Source organism: Pseudomonas sp. MYb118 (genome assembly GCF_040947875.1).
Taxonomy (GTDB): Bacteria; Pseudomonadota; Gammaproteobacteria; order Pseudomonadales; family Pseudomonadaceae; genus Aquipseudomonas.
The window spans coordinates 1,957,137-1,973,203 of the sequence record NZ_JBFRXN010000002.1 but is presented as its reverse complement, the minus strand read 5'-3'; the positions used below and the strand labels follow the sequence as shown (position 1 = coordinate 1,973,203).

General features: G+C 58.8%; 10 protein-coding genes. 7 read left to right on the top strand and 3 right to left on the bottom strand.

The genetic code is table 11. The features are described 5' to 3' along the window. The first annotated feature begins 196 nt into the window (after window positions 1-196). From ABVN20_RS14965 to ABVN20_RS14940, 6 genes are all read left to right on the top strand, one after another. Window positions 197-1,438 carry an SfnB family sulfur acquisition oxidoreductase gene (locus tag ABVN20_RS14965; RefSeq protein WP_368556491.1) on the top strand — a complete coding sequence of 414 codons (1,242 nt, stop codon included), beginning with the start codon at window positions 197-199 and terminating at the stop codon, window positions 1,436-1,438. A gap of 38 nt (window positions 1,439-1,476) precedes the next feature. After that, window positions 1,477-2,670, top strand: a complete 1,194-nt coding sequence (locus tag ABVN20_RS14960) for an SfnB family sulfur acquisition oxidoreductase (protein ID WP_368556490.1) — start codon at window positions 1,477-1,479, stop codon at window positions 2,668-2,670. Continuing rightward, window positions 2,670-4,028 (top strand): LLM class flavin-dependent oxidoreductase, encoded by a 1,359-nt coding sequence (locus ABVN20_RS14955; protein WP_368556489.1) that lies wholly within the window; start codon window positions 2,670-2,672, stop codon window positions 4,026-4,028. The genes ABVN20_RS14960 and ABVN20_RS14955 overlap by 1 nt, the downstream gene beginning before the upstream one ends. A gap of 84 nt (window positions 4,029-4,112) precedes the next feature. Then, window positions 4,113-4,922: a MetQ/NlpA family ABC transporter substrate-binding protein gene (locus tag ABVN20_RS14950; protein ID WP_368556488.1), complete on the top strand. Its 810-nt coding sequence runs from the start codon at window positions 4,113-4,115 to the stop codon at window positions 4,920-4,922. Between the two features lie 2 nt (window positions 4,923-4,924). Further along, window positions 4,925-6,046, top strand: coding sequence for a methionine ABC transporter ATP-binding protein (locus tag ABVN20_RS14945; RefSeq protein WP_368556487.1), 1,122 nt, complete (start codon window positions 4,925-4,927; stop codon window positions 6,044-6,046). Next, a complete protein-coding gene (locus tag ABVN20_RS14940) occupies window positions 6,036-6,680 on the top strand; it encodes a methionine ABC transporter permease (RefSeq protein WP_368556486.1) in 645 nt (214 codons plus the stop codon). The genes ABVN20_RS14945 and ABVN20_RS14940 overlap by 11 nt, the downstream gene beginning before the upstream one ends. Before the next feature lie 26 nt (window positions 6,681-6,706). Here ABVN20_RS14940 and ABVN20_RS14935 read toward each other — a convergent pair whose 3' ends face one another. From ABVN20_RS14935 to ABVN20_RS14925, 3 genes are all read right to left on the bottom strand, one after another. Next, window positions 6,707-9,358, bottom strand: a complete 2,652-nt coding sequence (locus tag ABVN20_RS14935; RefSeq protein WP_368556485.1) for an RHS repeat domain-containing protein — start codon at window positions 9,356-9,358, stop codon at window positions 6,707-6,709. 261 nt (window positions 9,359-9,619) lie between these two features. Continuing rightward, complete coding sequence (locus tag ABVN20_RS14930; protein WP_368556484.1) at window positions 9,620-12,313, bottom strand: RHS repeat-associated core domain-containing protein; 2,694 nt, start codon at window positions 12,311-12,313, stop codon at window positions 9,620-9,622. Window positions 12,314-12,398: 85 nt separating this feature from the next. Beyond that, window positions 12,399-15,245: an RHS repeat domain-containing protein gene (locus ABVN20_RS14925; protein WP_368556483.1), complete on the bottom strand. Its 2,847-nt coding sequence runs from the start codon at window positions 15,243-15,245 to the stop codon at window positions 12,399-12,401. Between the two features lie 131 nt (window positions 15,246-15,376). Between ABVN20_RS14925 and ABVN20_RS14920 the strand changes: the two genes are divergently transcribed. After that, entirely contained in the window at window positions 15,377-16,006 is a 630-nt protein-coding gene (locus tag ABVN20_RS14920; RefSeq protein WP_368556482.1) for a class I SAM-dependent methyltransferase, read from the top strand. Window positions 16,007-16,067 lie beyond the last annotated feature (61 nt).

Sequence of the window (16,067 nt, the reverse complement as noted above, 5' to 3'; positions counted from 1 at the left end):
CTATTCATATTCCAAAAAGCTAGTTTATTTATTATTTATGCGCATTTAGGGTATATGAACCGGACCACCGGACCTTCTTGTTTTGACTTCGCCGCCCTCTGCGGCGACCCATGAGATGTGAGGTAGGTATGGTCCGGAACACAATCACCCCAGTGCAGATCGCCAGGGCATTGCGTGCAGCCAGGGAGCGGCACTGATGTCCAGTCTTGCAGATGCAGTTGTCCACAGCGATTTGGATGTCGCCCCGTTGTTGTTGCCCGCGCAGGTACTGCGCAATGACGCACAAGCCATCAAGGCCGCCCAAGATCTGGCGCAGGTCGCCCGTTTGCAGGCGGCCAAACGCGACCGTCAGCGCAAGTTGCCGTGGTCAGAAATTGAACAGTTCACCCAGAGCGGCCTGGGCAGCATTGCCATCGCCCGCCAATACGGCGGCCCGCAGGTTTCGTTCGTCACCCTGGCCGAAGTGTTCGCGATCATCAGCGCCGCCGACCCGGCGCTGGGGCAGATCCCGCAGAACCAGTTCGGCATTCTCAATCTGATTCAGGGTTGCGCCAGCGAAGCGCAGAAGCAGCAGCTGTTCACCAGCGTGCTCGAAGGCTGGCGCATCGGCAACGCCGGGCCCGAGCGCGGCACCCAAAACACCCTGGAACTCAAGGCCCGGATCACCGCCGACGGCGACGGGTTTGTCATCAACGGCCAGAAGTTCTATTCCACCGGCGCGCTGTTCGCCCACTGGGTCGCGGTCAAGGCGCTGAACGATGAGGGCCGCCAGGTATTGGCCTTCGTTCGTCGTGGCACACCGGGCCTGCGCATCGTCGATGACTGGTCCGGCTTCGGCCAGCGCACCACCGCCAGCGGCACCATCGTGCTCAACAACGTTCGAGTCGACGCCGAGCTGGTGCTGGACAACTGGAAGATCAATGAACAACCGAACATCCAGGGCGCCGTGTCGCAATTGATCCAGGCGGCCATCGACGCCGGCATCGCGCGCGGCGCCGTCGATGACGCCATCGAATTCGTCCGCACCCGCGCCCGCCCGTGGATCGACGCCAACGTCGAACGCGCCAGCGATGACCTGTATGTGATCGCCGACATCGGCAAACTGAAAATCGAACTGCACGCCGCCGAGGCGCTGCTGCGCAAGGCCGGGCAGGTACTCGACCAGGTCAGCGCTGCACCGATCACCGCCGAATCCGCCGCGCGGGCCTCGATTGCCGTGGCTGAAGCCAAGGTGCTGACTACCGAAATCTCTCTGCTGGCCAGCGAAAAACTGTTCGAACTGGCCGGCAGCCGCGCGACCCTCGCCGAATTCAACCTCGACCGCCACTGGCGCAACGCCCGCGTGCACACCCTGCATGACCCGGTGCGCTGGAAGTACTACGCCGTGGGCGCCTATCGCCTGAACGGTAAGTTGCCCGCCCGGCATTCCTGGATCTAACGACCCGTACACTTTTGACCAGATCCCTGGAGAACAACATGTCTCTTTCTCGCCACGTCGCGGTCATCACCAGCGATGAGCAAGCCCTGATCGTCGCCAGTGACCTGGCCGAAGACTTCAAGCGTGACAGCGCCCAGCGTGACCGCGAGCGTCGCCTGCCACACCCGGAGCTGGAAGTGTTTTCCCGCTCCGGGTTGTGGGGCATCAGCGTGCCCAGGGAATACGGCGGCGCCGGTGTCTCCAACGTCACCCTGGCCAAGGTGATCGCCTTGATTGCCCAGGCCGATGGCTCGCTGGGGCAGATCCCGCAAAACCATTTTTATGCCCTGGAAGTGCTGCGCGTGACCGGCAGCGCCGAGCAGAAACAACGCCTTTACGCCGAAGTTTTGGCCGGCCAGCGCTTCGGCAATGCCCTGGCTGAACTCGGCACCAAGACCGCCCACGACCGCACCACACGACTGACCCGCTTTGGCGACGGCTACCGCATCAACGGGCGCAAGTTCTACGCCACCGGCGCCCTCTACGCACAACGCATCCCGACCTCGGTGGTGGATGAAAACGGCGTGCAGCAACTCGCCTTTGTGCCCCATGACAGCCGGGGCCTGACGGTGATCGACGACTGGAGCGGCTTCGGCCAGCGCACCACCGGCAGCGGTTCGGTGGTGTTCGAAGACGTCTTCGTTGCCGCCGAAGACGTGATCCCCTTTCAAGCCGCGTTCGAAACCCCGACCACGGTCGGCCCGCTGGCGCAGATTCTTCACGCCGCCATCGACACCGGCATCGCCCGCGCGGCCTTTGAAGACGCGCTGCATTTCGTGCGCACCAGGACCCGCCCCTGGATCGACGCCACCCATGACAAAGCCAGCGACGACCCGCTGACCCTCAAGAGTTTCGGCCAACTGAGCATTCGCCTGCACGCCGCCGAAGCGTTACTGGAGCGTGCCGGCGAGGTACTCGACAAAGCCCAGGCCGACACCCGTGCCGAGACGGTCGCAGCCGCGTCCATCGCGGTCGCCGAGGCCCGCGCCATCAGCACCGAAATCTCCCTCGCCGCCGGCAGCACCCTGTTCGAACTGGCCGGCAGCCAGGCCACCCTGATCGAGCATGGCCTGGACCGTCACTGGCGCAACGCGCGGGTCCACACGCTGCACGACCCGGTGCGCTGGAAGTACCACGCCGTGGGCAACTACTACCTCAACGAACAGAACCCGCCATTGCGGGGGACCATCTGATGGCCGAAGCGAAAAAGAAGATTCTGCTCAACGCGTTCAACATGAACTGCGTCGGCCACATCAACCACGGCTTGTGGACACACCCACGGGACACCTCGACCCAATACAAGACCCTCGAGTATTGGACTGAGCTGGCGCAACTGCTCGAACGTGGCCTGTTCGACGGCCTGTTCATCGCCGACATCGTCGGCGTGTACGACGTCTACCAGCAGTCGGTGGACGTGCCGTTGAAAGAGTCGATCCAGTTGCCGGTCAACGACCCTTTGCTGCTGGTGTCGGCCATGGCCGCCGTGACGAAAAACCTGGGCTTTGGCCTGACCGCCAACCTGACCTACGAAGCGCCGTACCTGTTCGCCCGGCGCCTGTCGACACTCGATCACCTGAGCCGCGGCCGGGTCGGCTGGAACATCGTCACCGGTTACCTGGACAGTGCCGCCAAAGCCATGGGCCTCAGCGAGCAGGTGGAACACGACCGTCGTTACGACCAGGCCGACGAATACCTGGAGGTGCTCTACAAACTCTGGGAAGGCAGTTGGGAAAACGATGCGGTGCTCAACGACCCGCAGCAGCGGATCTACGCGCAGCCAGGCAAGGTGCACAAGGTCGAGCACCGTGGCGAGTTCTACCAGGTCGAGGGTTATCACCTCTGCGAGCCCTCGCCGCAGCGCACGCCGGTGCTGTTCCAGGCCGGCAGTTCCGAGCGCGGCCTGCTGTTCGCCGGGCGTCACGCCGAGTGCGTGTTCATCAGCGGGCAGAACAAGCCATCGACCAAGGCCCAGGTGGACAAGGTCCGCGCCAGCGCCATCGAGGCCGGACGCAACCCGCAGGACATCAAGGTGTTCATGGGGCTCAACGTGATCGTCGGCGCCACCGAGGAGCAGGCCTGGGCCAAGCACGCCGAGTACTTGAGCTACGCCAGCGCCGAGGCCGGCGTGGCGCATTTCTCGGCCTCGACCGGGATCGACTTTTCCGAGTACGCCATCGACGAGCCGATCCAGTACGTGAAGAGCAACGCCATCCAGTCCGCCACCAAACACCTGCAAAACAACGACTGGACCCGCCGCCGACTGCTCGAACAACACGCCCTCGGTGGTCGCTACATCACCGTGGTCGGCTCGCCCGAACAAGTGGCGGATGAACTGGAAGCGTGGATCGCCGAAACCGGCCTGGACGGCTTCAACCTGACGCGCATCGTCACGCCGGAAAGCTATGTGGATTTCATCGAACTGGTGATCCCCGAGTTGCAGCGGCGGGGGTCCTACAAGACCGCGTATGAGCAGGGCAGCTTGCGGCAGAAGCTGTTTCGCCAGGGGGACTATTTGCCTGGGCGACATACCGGGTCGGCGTTTCGCCGCTGAAAAGCATCGCTGTAGGAGCGGGCTTGCCCGCGATGAGGCCCGAACAAACACCACAAATCTCATGCACTGACTGGAAAAACCACCATGACCCAACACCCCCTCTCCCGCCCAGTCAAAGCACTGGCCCTGGCCCTCGGCCTCTTCAGCTCCATCACCTTCGCCGCCGACGCGCCGCTCAAGGTCGGCACCACCGCCGCCTTCGCCATCCCACTGGAAGCCGCCGTCGAAGAGGCCAGCAAGCAGGGCCTGAAAGTCGAACTGGTGGAATTCACCGACTGGATCGCCCCCAACGTCAGCCTCGCCGCCGGCGACATCGACGTGAACTACTTCCAGCACATCCCCTTCCTGGAAAACGCCAAGGCCGCTTCCGGTTTTGACCTGGTGCCGTTCGCACCGGGCATCATCAACAACGTCGGCCTGTACTCGAAGAAATACAAGAGCTTCGACGAGCTGCCCGAAGGCGCCAGCGTCGCCATCGCCAACGACCCGATCAACAGCGGCCGTGGTTTGCAGTTGCTGGCCAAGGCCGGGCTGATCACCCTCAAGCCTGGCGTGGGCTACAAGGCCACCGAAGAGGACATCGTCGCCAACCCGAAGAAGATCAAAATCCTGCAGGTGGAAGCCGTGCAACTGGTGCGCGCCTATGACGACGCCGACCTGGTGCAGGGCTACCCGGCCTACATCCGTTTGGCGAAGACCTTCGATGCCGGCTCTGCCCTGCTGTTCGACGGCCTCGACCACAAGGAATACGTGATCCAGTTCGTGATCCAACCCGACAGCAAGACCGACCCGCGGCTGATCAAGTTCGTCGACATCTACCAACACTCGCCTGCCGTGCGCGCCGCCCTGGATAAAGCCCACGGCAAGCTCTACCAGGCCGGTTGGGAAAGCTGAAGATGACGGCCGCGACGCAAAGGCGACCGGAGGTTCCGGAGCCGCAGGCATTCGAACACACCGAGCTGCATCCACAGCTCAACCACGCGCACGTGCGCTTCATCGGCCTGGGCAAGACCTACCACGGCCAGCAGGGCCCGGTGGCCGCCTTGCAGGGCATTGACCTGGCGATCCAGCGCGGCGAAGTGTTCGGCATAATCGGCCGCAGCGGCGCCGGCAAGTCGTCGCTGATCCGCACCATCAATCGCCTCGAACAACCGAGCAGCGGCCGGGTGCTGATCGACCAGGTGGACATCGGCGAGTTCGACGAAGACCGCCTGGTGGCGCTGCGCCGACGCATCGGCATGATCTTCCAGCACTTCAACCTGATGTCGGCCAAGACCGTGTGGCAGAACGTCGAGTTGCCGCTGAAAGTGGCCGGCGTGCCCCGGGAACAGCGCGAGCGCAAGGTTGCCGAACTGCTGGAACTGGTGGGCTTGCAGGCGAAACACAAGGCCTATCCAGCGCAGCTCTCCGGCGGGCAGAAACAGCGCGTCGGTATCGCCCGCGCCCTGGTGCATGACCCCGAGATTCTGTTGTGCGATGAAGCGACCTCGGCACTGGACCCGGAAACCACGCAGTCGATCCTCGGCCTGCTGCGCGAGATCAACCAGCGCCTGGGCCTGACCATCGTGCTAATCACCCACGAGATGGCGGTGATCCGCGACATCTGCGACCGCGTGGTGGTGCTGGAACACGGCCGTATCGTCGAGCAGGGACCGGTGTGGCAAGTGTTCGGCAACCCGCAACACGAGGTCAGCAAGACCCTGCTCGCACCGTTGCAGCACGGCTTGCCGGCCGAGTTGCAAAGCCGCCTGCACGCGCTGCCCAGCGCTTCGCACGCCACCGTGGTGCTGCGCTTGCAGTTCACTGGCAGCGCCAGCGATGAGCCGGACCTCGCGGCGCTGTTCGCCGCCCTCGGCGGCCGGGTGCGCTTACTGCAAGGTGGCGTGGAACGCATTCAGGGGCATGCGCTGGGGCAATTGCTGCTGGCGGTGGCCGGCTCGTCGCTCGGCGCCGATGCCTTGCGCCAACGCGCGGAAAACTGGGCACAACAGGTGGAGGTGCTGGGTTATGTGGCTTGATCGTTTACTGCAAGGTTTCATCGACACCTTCCTGATGGTCGGCGTGTCGTCACTGATCGCGTTGCTGGCGGGCATTCCGCTGGCGGTGATCCTGGTCACCAGTGGCAAGGGCGGCATCTATGAAGCCCCGGCGCTGAACCGCGCGCTGGGCGCATTCGTCAACCTGTTCCGCTCGATTCCGTTCCTGATCCTGATGGTCGCACTGATTCCGTTCACCCGCCTGATCGTCGGCACCACCTACGGCGTATGGGCCGCCGTGGTGCCACTGACCATCGCCGCCACGCCATTCTTTGCGCGGATCGCCGAAGTCAGCCTGCGCGAGGTCGACCACGGCCTGATCGAAGCGGCACAAGCCATGGGCTGCCGACGCTGGCACATCGTCTGGCATGTGCTGCTGCCCGAAGCCCTGCCGGGTATCGTCGGCGGCTTCACCATCACCCTGGTGACCATGATCAACTCCTCGGCCATGGCCGGAGCGATCGGCGCCGGTGGGCTGGGGGACATTGCGTATCGGTATGGGTATCAGCGCTTTGATAGCCAGATCATGTTGACGGTGATTGTGTTGCTGGTGGCGTTGGTGGCGGTGATTCAGTTGGGTGGGGATCGGTTGGCTCGGGGGTTGAACAAGCGGTGAGTTTGATGAGGAAAGGCTTTACGGTCTCAAGAGTGAGGCAGTTGTAACGTAGACCTCAAGAGCTCTTTTTCAAACATCTGCCTAAAGGGCGCCGCTTGCGGCCCTAGCGTGTCGCTGAACTCCGCGAGCATCTGCAGCAAAGTTCGCTGAACTTCGATAGGAAGGTTATTAAACCTAGGCGCCACATTCTTGAATTGCGAATGCTCCTCGCGCAATTTATTAATTTCATTGAAATCATCAACGTTACTACCCACAGAAGGATAACGATCAGGAACTTTAAATGATTTATATTCATTCATACTTGTAGACTTTGCCGTAATAGATGAAATCTCACTTTCATCTGCCTCTGACAGTCCACGTATATCTGTAAAAGTGAACCCTATCGTATTTTTCTTGTCCCTTTCAAAGATCTTAACGGCCTGTTCATGGGAAGTGAAAGAGGCGTCATGTACTATCGGATGTCCTTTATCGTGCAAGACGCCGACGAATTTCGTTCGCCCAGTGCCTTTATACTTGTCCGGCTGAGCCAGATTCAATGGGTAAATATCAACAACACCACTGAGCTCCTCATCATGCTCGGAGACATTTATTATCCCTGTGAAACTATTTCCTGGTTTTGACTGGCGAAGGTAGAAACCAAGCTGCGGTCCCGGTCGCATTTTTGGAATTTCGTAATTCACCACAACCTTATATTTATAAACATTGCCATCCACCACTTCGGTATAATTCAAAACAGTCGTACCCTCAGAGTCAATAAATTTTATCGGGTTATTCTTGAAAGCCAGATAGACGTTAGGCCCATCCACCATCCCCAGTGGATCTGCACTCAACCAACGTAATAACCACGGCGCGTAATAACGATGCCCGTAGTAGTACAACCCCGTCGCATCTCGCTCCTTGCCCGAATAACGATTCGTCTTGTAGTTCGCCGCCAACGCCGACTTGCCAGCCCAGCAGGCCGTACCCCCGAACGCGTAGTAATGTTCTTGCGTTAACACGCCCGCTTTTTCATCCAGTTCCAAGGTGCTGGAGCCCAGATGATCGCTGAGGCTGTAGCGCAGTTGATCGGCCTGCGTACCTTGTGGCCAATGCAGTGCCCGAACGCTGCTGCGCCCTGCTTCGACCGAGATGACGTGGTGTTCTTCACCATCGGCCTGGCGGCGAACTTCCAGGTTGGGCAGGTAGCGGACATCTTCGTGCAACGCGCGGCGGTGGTTGTGGCTGACACACACCTTGCGCACCCGGTGGCCAGGACGGTCGTAGGCGTATCGCTCATCATCGCCGGGGTCATCGTTGCGGTTGACCAAGGTCACCCGGCTCAATTGATTGCGTGTGTCCCAGGTCATGACTTGCCCGCGCTGGAGCGCCAGCTGGTTGCCAGCGGCGTCAAAACCCGCCTCGATGTCAGCTTCTCCGGGCAGCGAGCCATCCTTGTGTTGGGGCAGGCTGCGGTTGCTGTGCGCCGAGGTAAACATCGACAAGCTGGGGGAGTTGCTGTGATGGCGGGTGACCAGGTTTCCAGCCTTGTCGTAGTCGAAACGCTGGGTGTAGTTACGGCGTTGGTTGGGGTCCAGCGGAGTGGGGAGCAAGGTGGGTAATGCGGGGCAGTGGCTCGGAGTAACGACTTCCCAACCTGAAGCTTCGACCAACTGATACAGGCTGTCATAACGGTAACGGTTGATCGCTTCGACGCGCTGGTTGTTGAACCAGGTTACCGATTGGGCCTTGTCTTCCAACTCCGTGATGTTGCCCGCCGGATCGTAGGTGTAGTTCAGGTCCTGCAAAGGATTTTTGCCAGCGACCGATGCAACGGAGCGGAGCAAGCGACCATCATCATCGCCGTAGAAGAACTGCGTACGTACGCCGTTGCCAGCGGTTTCGCTTTCGACCTGACCCAGGGCGTTGTAACGAATATCGCTGATCAGACACTGCGGCTGCGTACCTGCCAGCAACAACCAGCTTTCACACCGGCTGCCCGCCACGTCGTAAACGAAACTTCGGACATTGCCCATGGCATCGGTCTGATGTTCAAGGTCCCCTGTGGGAAGGAAGACGTGGCGTGTCACATAGGACTGCTCTTCCAGCCACTGCTCTCGCTCTTCGATGTCGAGAGGCCAGTCGGGTGTTTCCAGCGCTTTGAGAAAGCGCCGACTTTCAACCAACGTGGTACCCAGCAATCCATATTCGTCAATGACGCCCGAGCCTGCGGGATCATCATGACGAATCAACTGACCGCATTGATTGCGCGAGGCCGCCCCATCACCGTACCTGAACCGATCGACAATCTTCGGTGAAGCGTCGCCCATCTGTTCGATAACCGCCAGCGGACGCTGCTGATCGTCATACTCGAATCGCGTCTGGTTACCTCGGCCATCCCACATCGAGTGCAGCGAACTTGCGTGATTCATAAGCTTCAGTTGCCAACCGGCATCCACACTCTCGGTCAGAACAGGCTGGCCGCTCAGTTCATACACTGTCGTTTGATTGGCTTTCGTTGAAAGGCCGAAAAGCCTCGGATCCCAGGACGCGACTGCCCGCCCCACCCCATCGAAAATCTGTCGAGTAACGCGCGATTCAATATCCGCTTCATCAGGCAGGCGACAATACCCGACGCTGCGGACCGCCAGCGAACGCGGATCCACAATCGCCAATGTCGGTGTGTCGCGGTGAGCATTCACAGCATGACAATCCCTCGGCCCGGTCAGCAAAGACTGATCCATTTTCTGCCGGGCCGATACTGTTAGAAATAACAGGTCGATAAAACCATCCGGGGTGTGGACCCGTTATTCCCATGACTTTGTAGTGAGTGCCCTTTTCTCGAACATAAGTCTTTTGGACCCACGCGCCCTGTTGCCGTCAAACCATACAAATCTGCAGACCTCAAACCGCTCCGATAGCGACGGAGAGTGGGCAGCCGCAACAGGAAGGGGTCTCGAACATCAAAATTGAGAAGTTTTTGCCGCTGCGCCTGTTTTTCCGAGAGGCAATTGTAGTTCGGGCCGAAGCAATTCTGCTTCAAAAAGCTCCACGAGTGATGGAGTTTCCTGCTTTAACTCTTTACTCGCCTCAGCAAACATAGTTAAAAGATACCGTTGAACCTCCAGTGGGATAGACCCAAACTGCGCGACCCCAGAGACGTAAGCGTTTGACATTTTAAATGCCTTATTGAAATCCTCGATATTGCTACCAACAGACTCGAAATTATGCGGGACTTTAAATGTCTTTTCTGCATTGGCAGTCGCAGAGTTTCCGGAGATAGCGGGCATTTTGCGATAACCCTCGGGGGTCAACGGTAGCCCCCTTACATCTCTAAAAGTAAACCCTGCCGTGACCTTTAGATCTCGGTCAAATATTTTCAATGCTTGCGCATGTGAGGTCAAATAATTGGCCGAAGCTCGCGCATGTTCAATAGGGCTGCCGTCATTGTGAGTTTTACCGCTGTATTTTGTGCGCCAATTGCTCAAGAGATCCCTTTCATTTACTCGCCAGTCCGGTTCTAGCGGATAAATATCAACAACCCCACTCAGTTCATCATCGGTTTTGGAAACATTAATCAGTCCGGTAAAACTGTTACCAGGCATGGATTGAGCAAGGTAAAAATTGAACTGCGGGCCAGGCCGCATCTCAGGAATCTCATAATTAACAACAACTTTTGTAGTTTCAATGGCATCCGTCCCAGCCAAAATTTTAGAAAAATTCAGCAAAACTGTGCCTTCAGGATCGACAAACTTTACTGGGTTATTTTTGAAAGCCAGATAGACGTTAGGCCCATCCACCATCCCCAGTGGATCCGCACTCAACCAACGTAATAACCACGGCGCGTAATAGCGATGCCCGTAGTAGTACAACCCCGTCCCATCTCGCTCCTTGCCCGAATAACGATTGATCTTGTACTTCGCCACCAACGCCGACTTGCCAGCCCAGCAGGCCGTACCGCCGAACGCGTAGTAATGTTCTTGCGTTAACACGCCCGCTTTTTCATCCAGTTCCAAGGTGCTGGAGCCCAGATGATCGCTGAGGCTGTAGCGCAGTTGATCCGCCCGTGCGCCTTGTGGCCAATGCAGTGCCCGAACGCTGCTGCGCCCCGCTTCGACCGAGATCACGTGATGTTCTTCACCGTCGGCCTGGCGGCGAATTTCCAGGTTGGGCAGGTAGCGGACTTCTTCGTGCAACGCGCGGCGACTGTTGTGGCTCACGCTTACCTTACGCACCCGGTGGCCAGGACGGTCGTAGGCGTATCGCTCATCATCGCCGGGGTCATCGTTGCGGCTGACCAAGGTCACCCGGCTCAATTGATTGCGTATGTCCCATGTCATGATTTGCCCGCGCTGCAATTCCAAGAGATTGCCAGAGGCGTCAAAACCCGCGTCGATATCGGACTCGCCGGGCAGCGATCCGTCCTCGCATTGGGGTAGGCTGCGGTTGCTGTGAGCCGAGGTGAACATCGACAAGCTGGGGGCGTTGCTGTGATGGCGGGTGATCAGGTTTCCAGCCTTGTCGTAGTCGAAACGCTGGGTGTAGTTGCGCCTTTGGTTAGGGTCCAGCGGGATGGGGAGTAAGGCGGGTAATGCAGGGCCGTGGCTCGGAGTAACGACTTCCCAACCTGAAGCTTCGATCAGTTGGTACAGGCTGTCATAACGGTAACGGTTGATCGGTTCGACGCGCTGGTTGTTGAACCAGGTTACCGATTGAGCCTTGTCTTCCAACTCGGTGATGTTGCCCGCCGGATCGTAGGTGTAGTTCAGATCCTGCAAAGGGTTTTCACCAGCGACCGATGCGATTGAGCGCAGCAAGCGACCATCATCGTCGCCGTAGAAGAACTGCGTACGTACGCCGTTGCCCGCGGTTTCGCTTTCGACCTGACCCAGGGCGTTGTAACGAACATCGCTGATCAGGCACTGCGGCTGCTTCCCTGCCAGCAACAACCAACTTTCACGCCTACTGCCCGCCACGTCAAAAACGAAGCTTTGGACGTTACCCATCGCATCGGTCTGATGCTCAACATCTCCCGTAGGTAGAAAAGCGTGGCGTGTCACATAGGACTGCTCTTCCAGCCATTGCTCTCGCTCTTCGAGATCGACAGGCCAGTCAGGCGTTTCCAGCTCTTTGAGAAAGCGCCGACTTTCAACCAACGCAGTACCCAGCAATCCATATTCATCAATGACGCCCGAGCCCGCGGGATCATCGTGACGAATCAACTGGCCGCATTTGTTACGCGAGGCCGTCCCATCACCGTAACTGAACCGATCCACAACTTGCATCTGCTCGATGACCGCCAGCGGACGCTGCTGATCGTCATACTCGAATCGCGTCTGGTTACCTCGGCCATCCCAAACTGAATGCAGCGAACCTGCGTGATTCATCAGCTTCAGTTGCCAACCGGCATCCACGCTTTCGGTCAGAACAGGCTGGCCGCCCAATCCATACACCGTTGTTTGATTGGCTTTCGTTGAAAGGCCGAAAAGCCTCGGATCCCAAGACGCGACTGCCCGCCCCACCCCATCGAAAATCTGTCGAGTAACGCGCGATTCGATATCAGCCTCATCAGGCAGGCGGCAATACCCGACGCTGCGAACCGCCAGCGAACGCGGATCCACAATCGCCAATGTCGGTGTGTCGCGGTGAGCATTCACAGCATGACAATCCCTCGGCCCGGTCAGCAAAGACTGATCCATTTTCTGCCGGGCCGATACTGTTAGAAGTAACAGGTCGATAACACTATCCGGGATGTGGATCCGTTATTCCCATGACTTTGTAGTGAGAGCCCTTTTTCTGGAACATGAGTCTTTTGGACCCACGCCCCGTGCTGCCGACAAAACCATGCAAATCCGCAGCCCACAGACCGCCCCGATGGCGATGGAGCTTGACCGCGCCAAAACGACGACCGAGCATTTCGTCAAGGGTAGATCTCAATACCGCGCTATTAGGGTCGTTTGCGTTATCTAGAATGTGATCAATCACTGTCGAGTCGATGGTCACTGCTTTTAATTCGGCGCGCACACGGGTTGTATCTGGGGCTTGAGATTGAACCTCGTCCGCAGAAGCCATGTGATGGCTGCCTGATTGGCGGACAATTTCGTCAGTATTGCCTGATCCGAATTGACTCTCGTCTGTCCGCTGCCCAGCAATGGATGAAGAATCCTTCGGAGTATTCCGAATAACCAGTGTGGCGACCTGCAGTCTCTTCAGCTCTCGTGCCGGATTGTTAACGTTGAGGAAAATGTCGTGTGCTCTGAAAATGTTGTCTTGAGGCCCCCCGTACGCGTAGATCCGATCATCTTTCGTCAAGAGTGAAACAGCCACGCGGGTGTCCGGATGAGCCGCACGCAGCCCTGCTTCAAAATTCACGAGACGTCCAGCTTCTTCAGAGGACAGGACAAATAAATCCGCAAGTTTGAGAACACTGGCCTCCCGTCCATCGGCAATTGCCTTCTCCTCGGCAGCGAGTTCCGCAGACACTCTCGCGGCCTCCCGATACTCCAGCCAGCTCCAGGCGGCGTAAGACAACCCCCCTATCAAAGCCCCATAAGACAGACCTAATACAGCGTTTCCAAGTGCCCAGCCGGATGCCATGCCGATCGCACTGGTCATACCCATCTGGGCGAGCCCTACCAATATCTGCTGAAAAGACTCACCTGCAAGGCCGGCCTTATCAACGAAACTCACCGGGTTGTTCCGCACCATTGTGTAACGATTGGGCCCATCCGTCTGGCCTGCCGGATCCGGGCTGATCCAACGCTGTAGCCACGTGGCCAGGTAGCGGAAGCCGTAGTAGTAGAGACCCGTCGCATCGCGCTCCTTGCCTGAATAACGATTGATTTTGTACTTCGCCACCAATTCCGACTTTCCCGCCCAACAGGCCGTACCGCCGAACGCGTAATAATATTCTTGCGTTAACACACCCGCTTTTTCATCCAGTTCCAAGGTGCTGGAACCCAGATGATCGCTGAGGCTGTAGCGCAGTTGATCGGCTTGTGCGCCTTGGGGCCAATGCAGTGCGCGAACGCTGCTGCGCCCCGCTTCGACCGAGATCACGTGGTGTTCTTCACCGTCGGCCTGACGGCGAATTTCCAGGTTGGGCAGGTAGCGGACTTCTTCTTGCAACGCGCGGCGACTGGTGCGGCTGATGTGCAGCTTACGCACCCGGTGACCCGGACGGTCGTAGGCGTAGCTTTCGTCATCACCGGGGTCATCGTTGCGGCTGAGCAAGGTCACCCGGCTCAATTGATTGCGTGTGTCCCAGGTCATGACTTGCCCGCGCTGTAGCGCCAGCTGGTTGCCAGCGGCGTCAAAACCCGCGTCGATATCGGACTCACCGGGCAGCGAGCCATCCTCACGCTGGGACAGGCTGCGGTTGCTGTGCGCCGAGGTAAACATCGACAAGCTGGGGGCGTTGCTGTGATGGCGGGTGATCAGATTTCCAGACTTGTCGTAGTCGAAACGCTGGGTGTAGTTGCGGCGTTGGTTGGGATCCAGCGGAGTGGGGAGCAAGGTGGGTAAGGCGGGACCGTGGCTTGGGGTGCTGACTTCCCAACCTGAAGCTTCGATCAGTTGGTACAGGCTGTCATAACGGTAACGATTGATCGGTTCGACGCGCTGGCTGTTGAACCAAGTTACCGATTGGGCCTTGTCTTCCAACTCGGTGATGTTGCCCACTGGATCGTAGGTGTAGTTCAGATCTTGCAACGGCACCTGTGTGCCCACCGATGCAACAGAGCGCAGCAAGCGACCATCATCGTCGCCGTAGAAGAATTGCGTACGTACGCCGTTGCCCGCGGTCTCGATTTCGACCTGACTCAGCGCGTTGTAGTGAACGTCGTTGATCAGGCACTGCGGCTGCTTCCCTGTCACCACCAACCAGCTTTCACGCCGGCTGCCCGCCACGTCGTAAACGAAGCTTTGGACGTTACCCACAGCATCGGTCTGGTGTTCAACATCTCCCGTGGGTAGAAAAGCGTGGCGTGTCACGTAAGAGTGAGCTTCCAGCCATTGCTCTCGCTCTTCGAGATCCACAGGCCAATCGGGCGTTTCCAGCGCTTTGAGAAAGCGCCGACTTTCAACCAACGCGGTACCGAGCAATCCATAATCGTCAATGACGCCCGAGCCCGCGGGATCATCGTGACGAATCAACTGGCCGCATTTGTTACGCGAGGCCGTCCCATCACCGTAACTGAACCGATCCACAACTTGCATCTGCTCGATGACCGTCAGAGGGCGCTGCTGATCGTCATACTCGAATCGCGTCTGGTTACCTCGGCCATCCCAAACTGAATGCAGCGAACCTGCGTGATTCATCAGATTCAGTTGCCAACCGGCATCCACGCTTTCGGTCAGAACAGGCTGGCCGCTCAGTCCATACACTGTCGTTTGATTGGCTTTCGTTGAAGTGCCGAAAAGCCGCGGATCCCAGGACGCAACCGCCCGCCCCACCCCATCGAAAACCTGCCGAGTAACGCGCGATTCAACATCCACCTCATCGGGCAGGCGGCAATACCCGACGCTGCGAACCGCCAGCGAACGCGGGTCCACAACGGCCAAAGTCGGTGTGTCGCAATGATCATTCACGGCATGACAGTCCCTCGCCCCAGTCGGCACAGACTGAGTCATCGAGCGGCCGGCCGATACTGTTAGAAGTAACAGGTGCGACCAGTGGCATAGCGTATATTGGGTCAACTCCCATTGCCGTGCAGCCGACCATGAAACAGACTCCCGCCGATCTCGACCAGATTACCGCCACCACCCTGGGTCATTACAACTCGGTGGCCGAAGGCTTTCGCGAAGGGACGCGAGATCATGACGTGAGCCAGAACATCGAAGCGCTGTTACGCCACGTTCAGGGCGCGGCGCCCTTCGACATTCTCGATTTCGGCTGCGGCCCTGGGCGTGACCTGCAAGCCTTCACCCGCATGGGCCACCGCGCGGTTGGCCTCGATGGCTCGCAAGAGTTTGCCCGGATGGCGCGCGAAGACAGTGGTTGCGAGGTGTGGCAGCAGGACTTCCTCAAGCTGGACTTGCCTGCCGAACGCTTCGACGGGATTTTTGCCAATGCGGTGCTGTTTCACGTGCCACGCCAGGAACTGCCGCGGGTGCTGCGGCAGTTGCATGGCACATTGAAGCCGGGCGGGGTGTTGTTCAGTTCCAATCCGCGTGGTGAGAATCAGGAGGGCTGGAATGGCTCGCGCTATGGCTCGTACCACGACCTGGCGGCGTGGCAGGGGCTTTTGACCGAGGCGGGGTTTGCGGAGCTGGAGCATTACTACCGGCCGGCGGGATTGCCGCGGGAACAGCAGCCTTGGTTGGCGAGTGTTTGGCGCAAGGTTGTGTGATCCGTGCGGCCGCTATCGCGAGCAGGCTCGCTCCCACAGTGGTTCATTGGTGTTCACATCC

Bases quoted from the DNA above. Each gene is read 5' to 3' on its own strand.
- ABVN20_RS14955 (WP_368556489.1), top strand. From the start codon at position 2,670: ATGGCCGAAGCGAAAAAGAAGATTCTGCTCAACGCGTTCAACATGAAC.
- ABVN20_RS14965 (WP_368556491.1), top strand. From the start codon at position 197: ATGTCCAGTCTTGCAGATGCAGTTGTCCACAGCGATTTGGATGTCGCC.
- ABVN20_RS14960 (WP_368556490.1), top strand. From the start codon at position 1,477: ATGTCTCTTTCTCGCCACGTCGCGGTCATCACCAGCGATGAGCAAGCC.
- ABVN20_RS14945 (WP_368556487.1), top strand. From the start codon at position 4,925: ATGACGGCCGCGACGCAAAGGCGACCGGAGGTTCCGGAGCCGCAGGCA.
- ABVN20_RS14920 (WP_368556482.1), top strand. From the start codon at position 15,377: ATGAAACAGACTCCCGCCGATCTCGACCAGATTACCGCCACCACCCTG.
- ABVN20_RS14950 (WP_368556488.1), top strand. From the start codon at position 4,113: ATGACCCAACACCCCCTCTCCCGCCCAGTCAAAGCACTGGCCCTGGCC.
- ABVN20_RS14940 (WP_368556486.1), top strand. From the start codon at position 6,036: ATGTGGCTTGATCGTTTACTGCAAGGTTTCATCGACACCTTCCTGATG.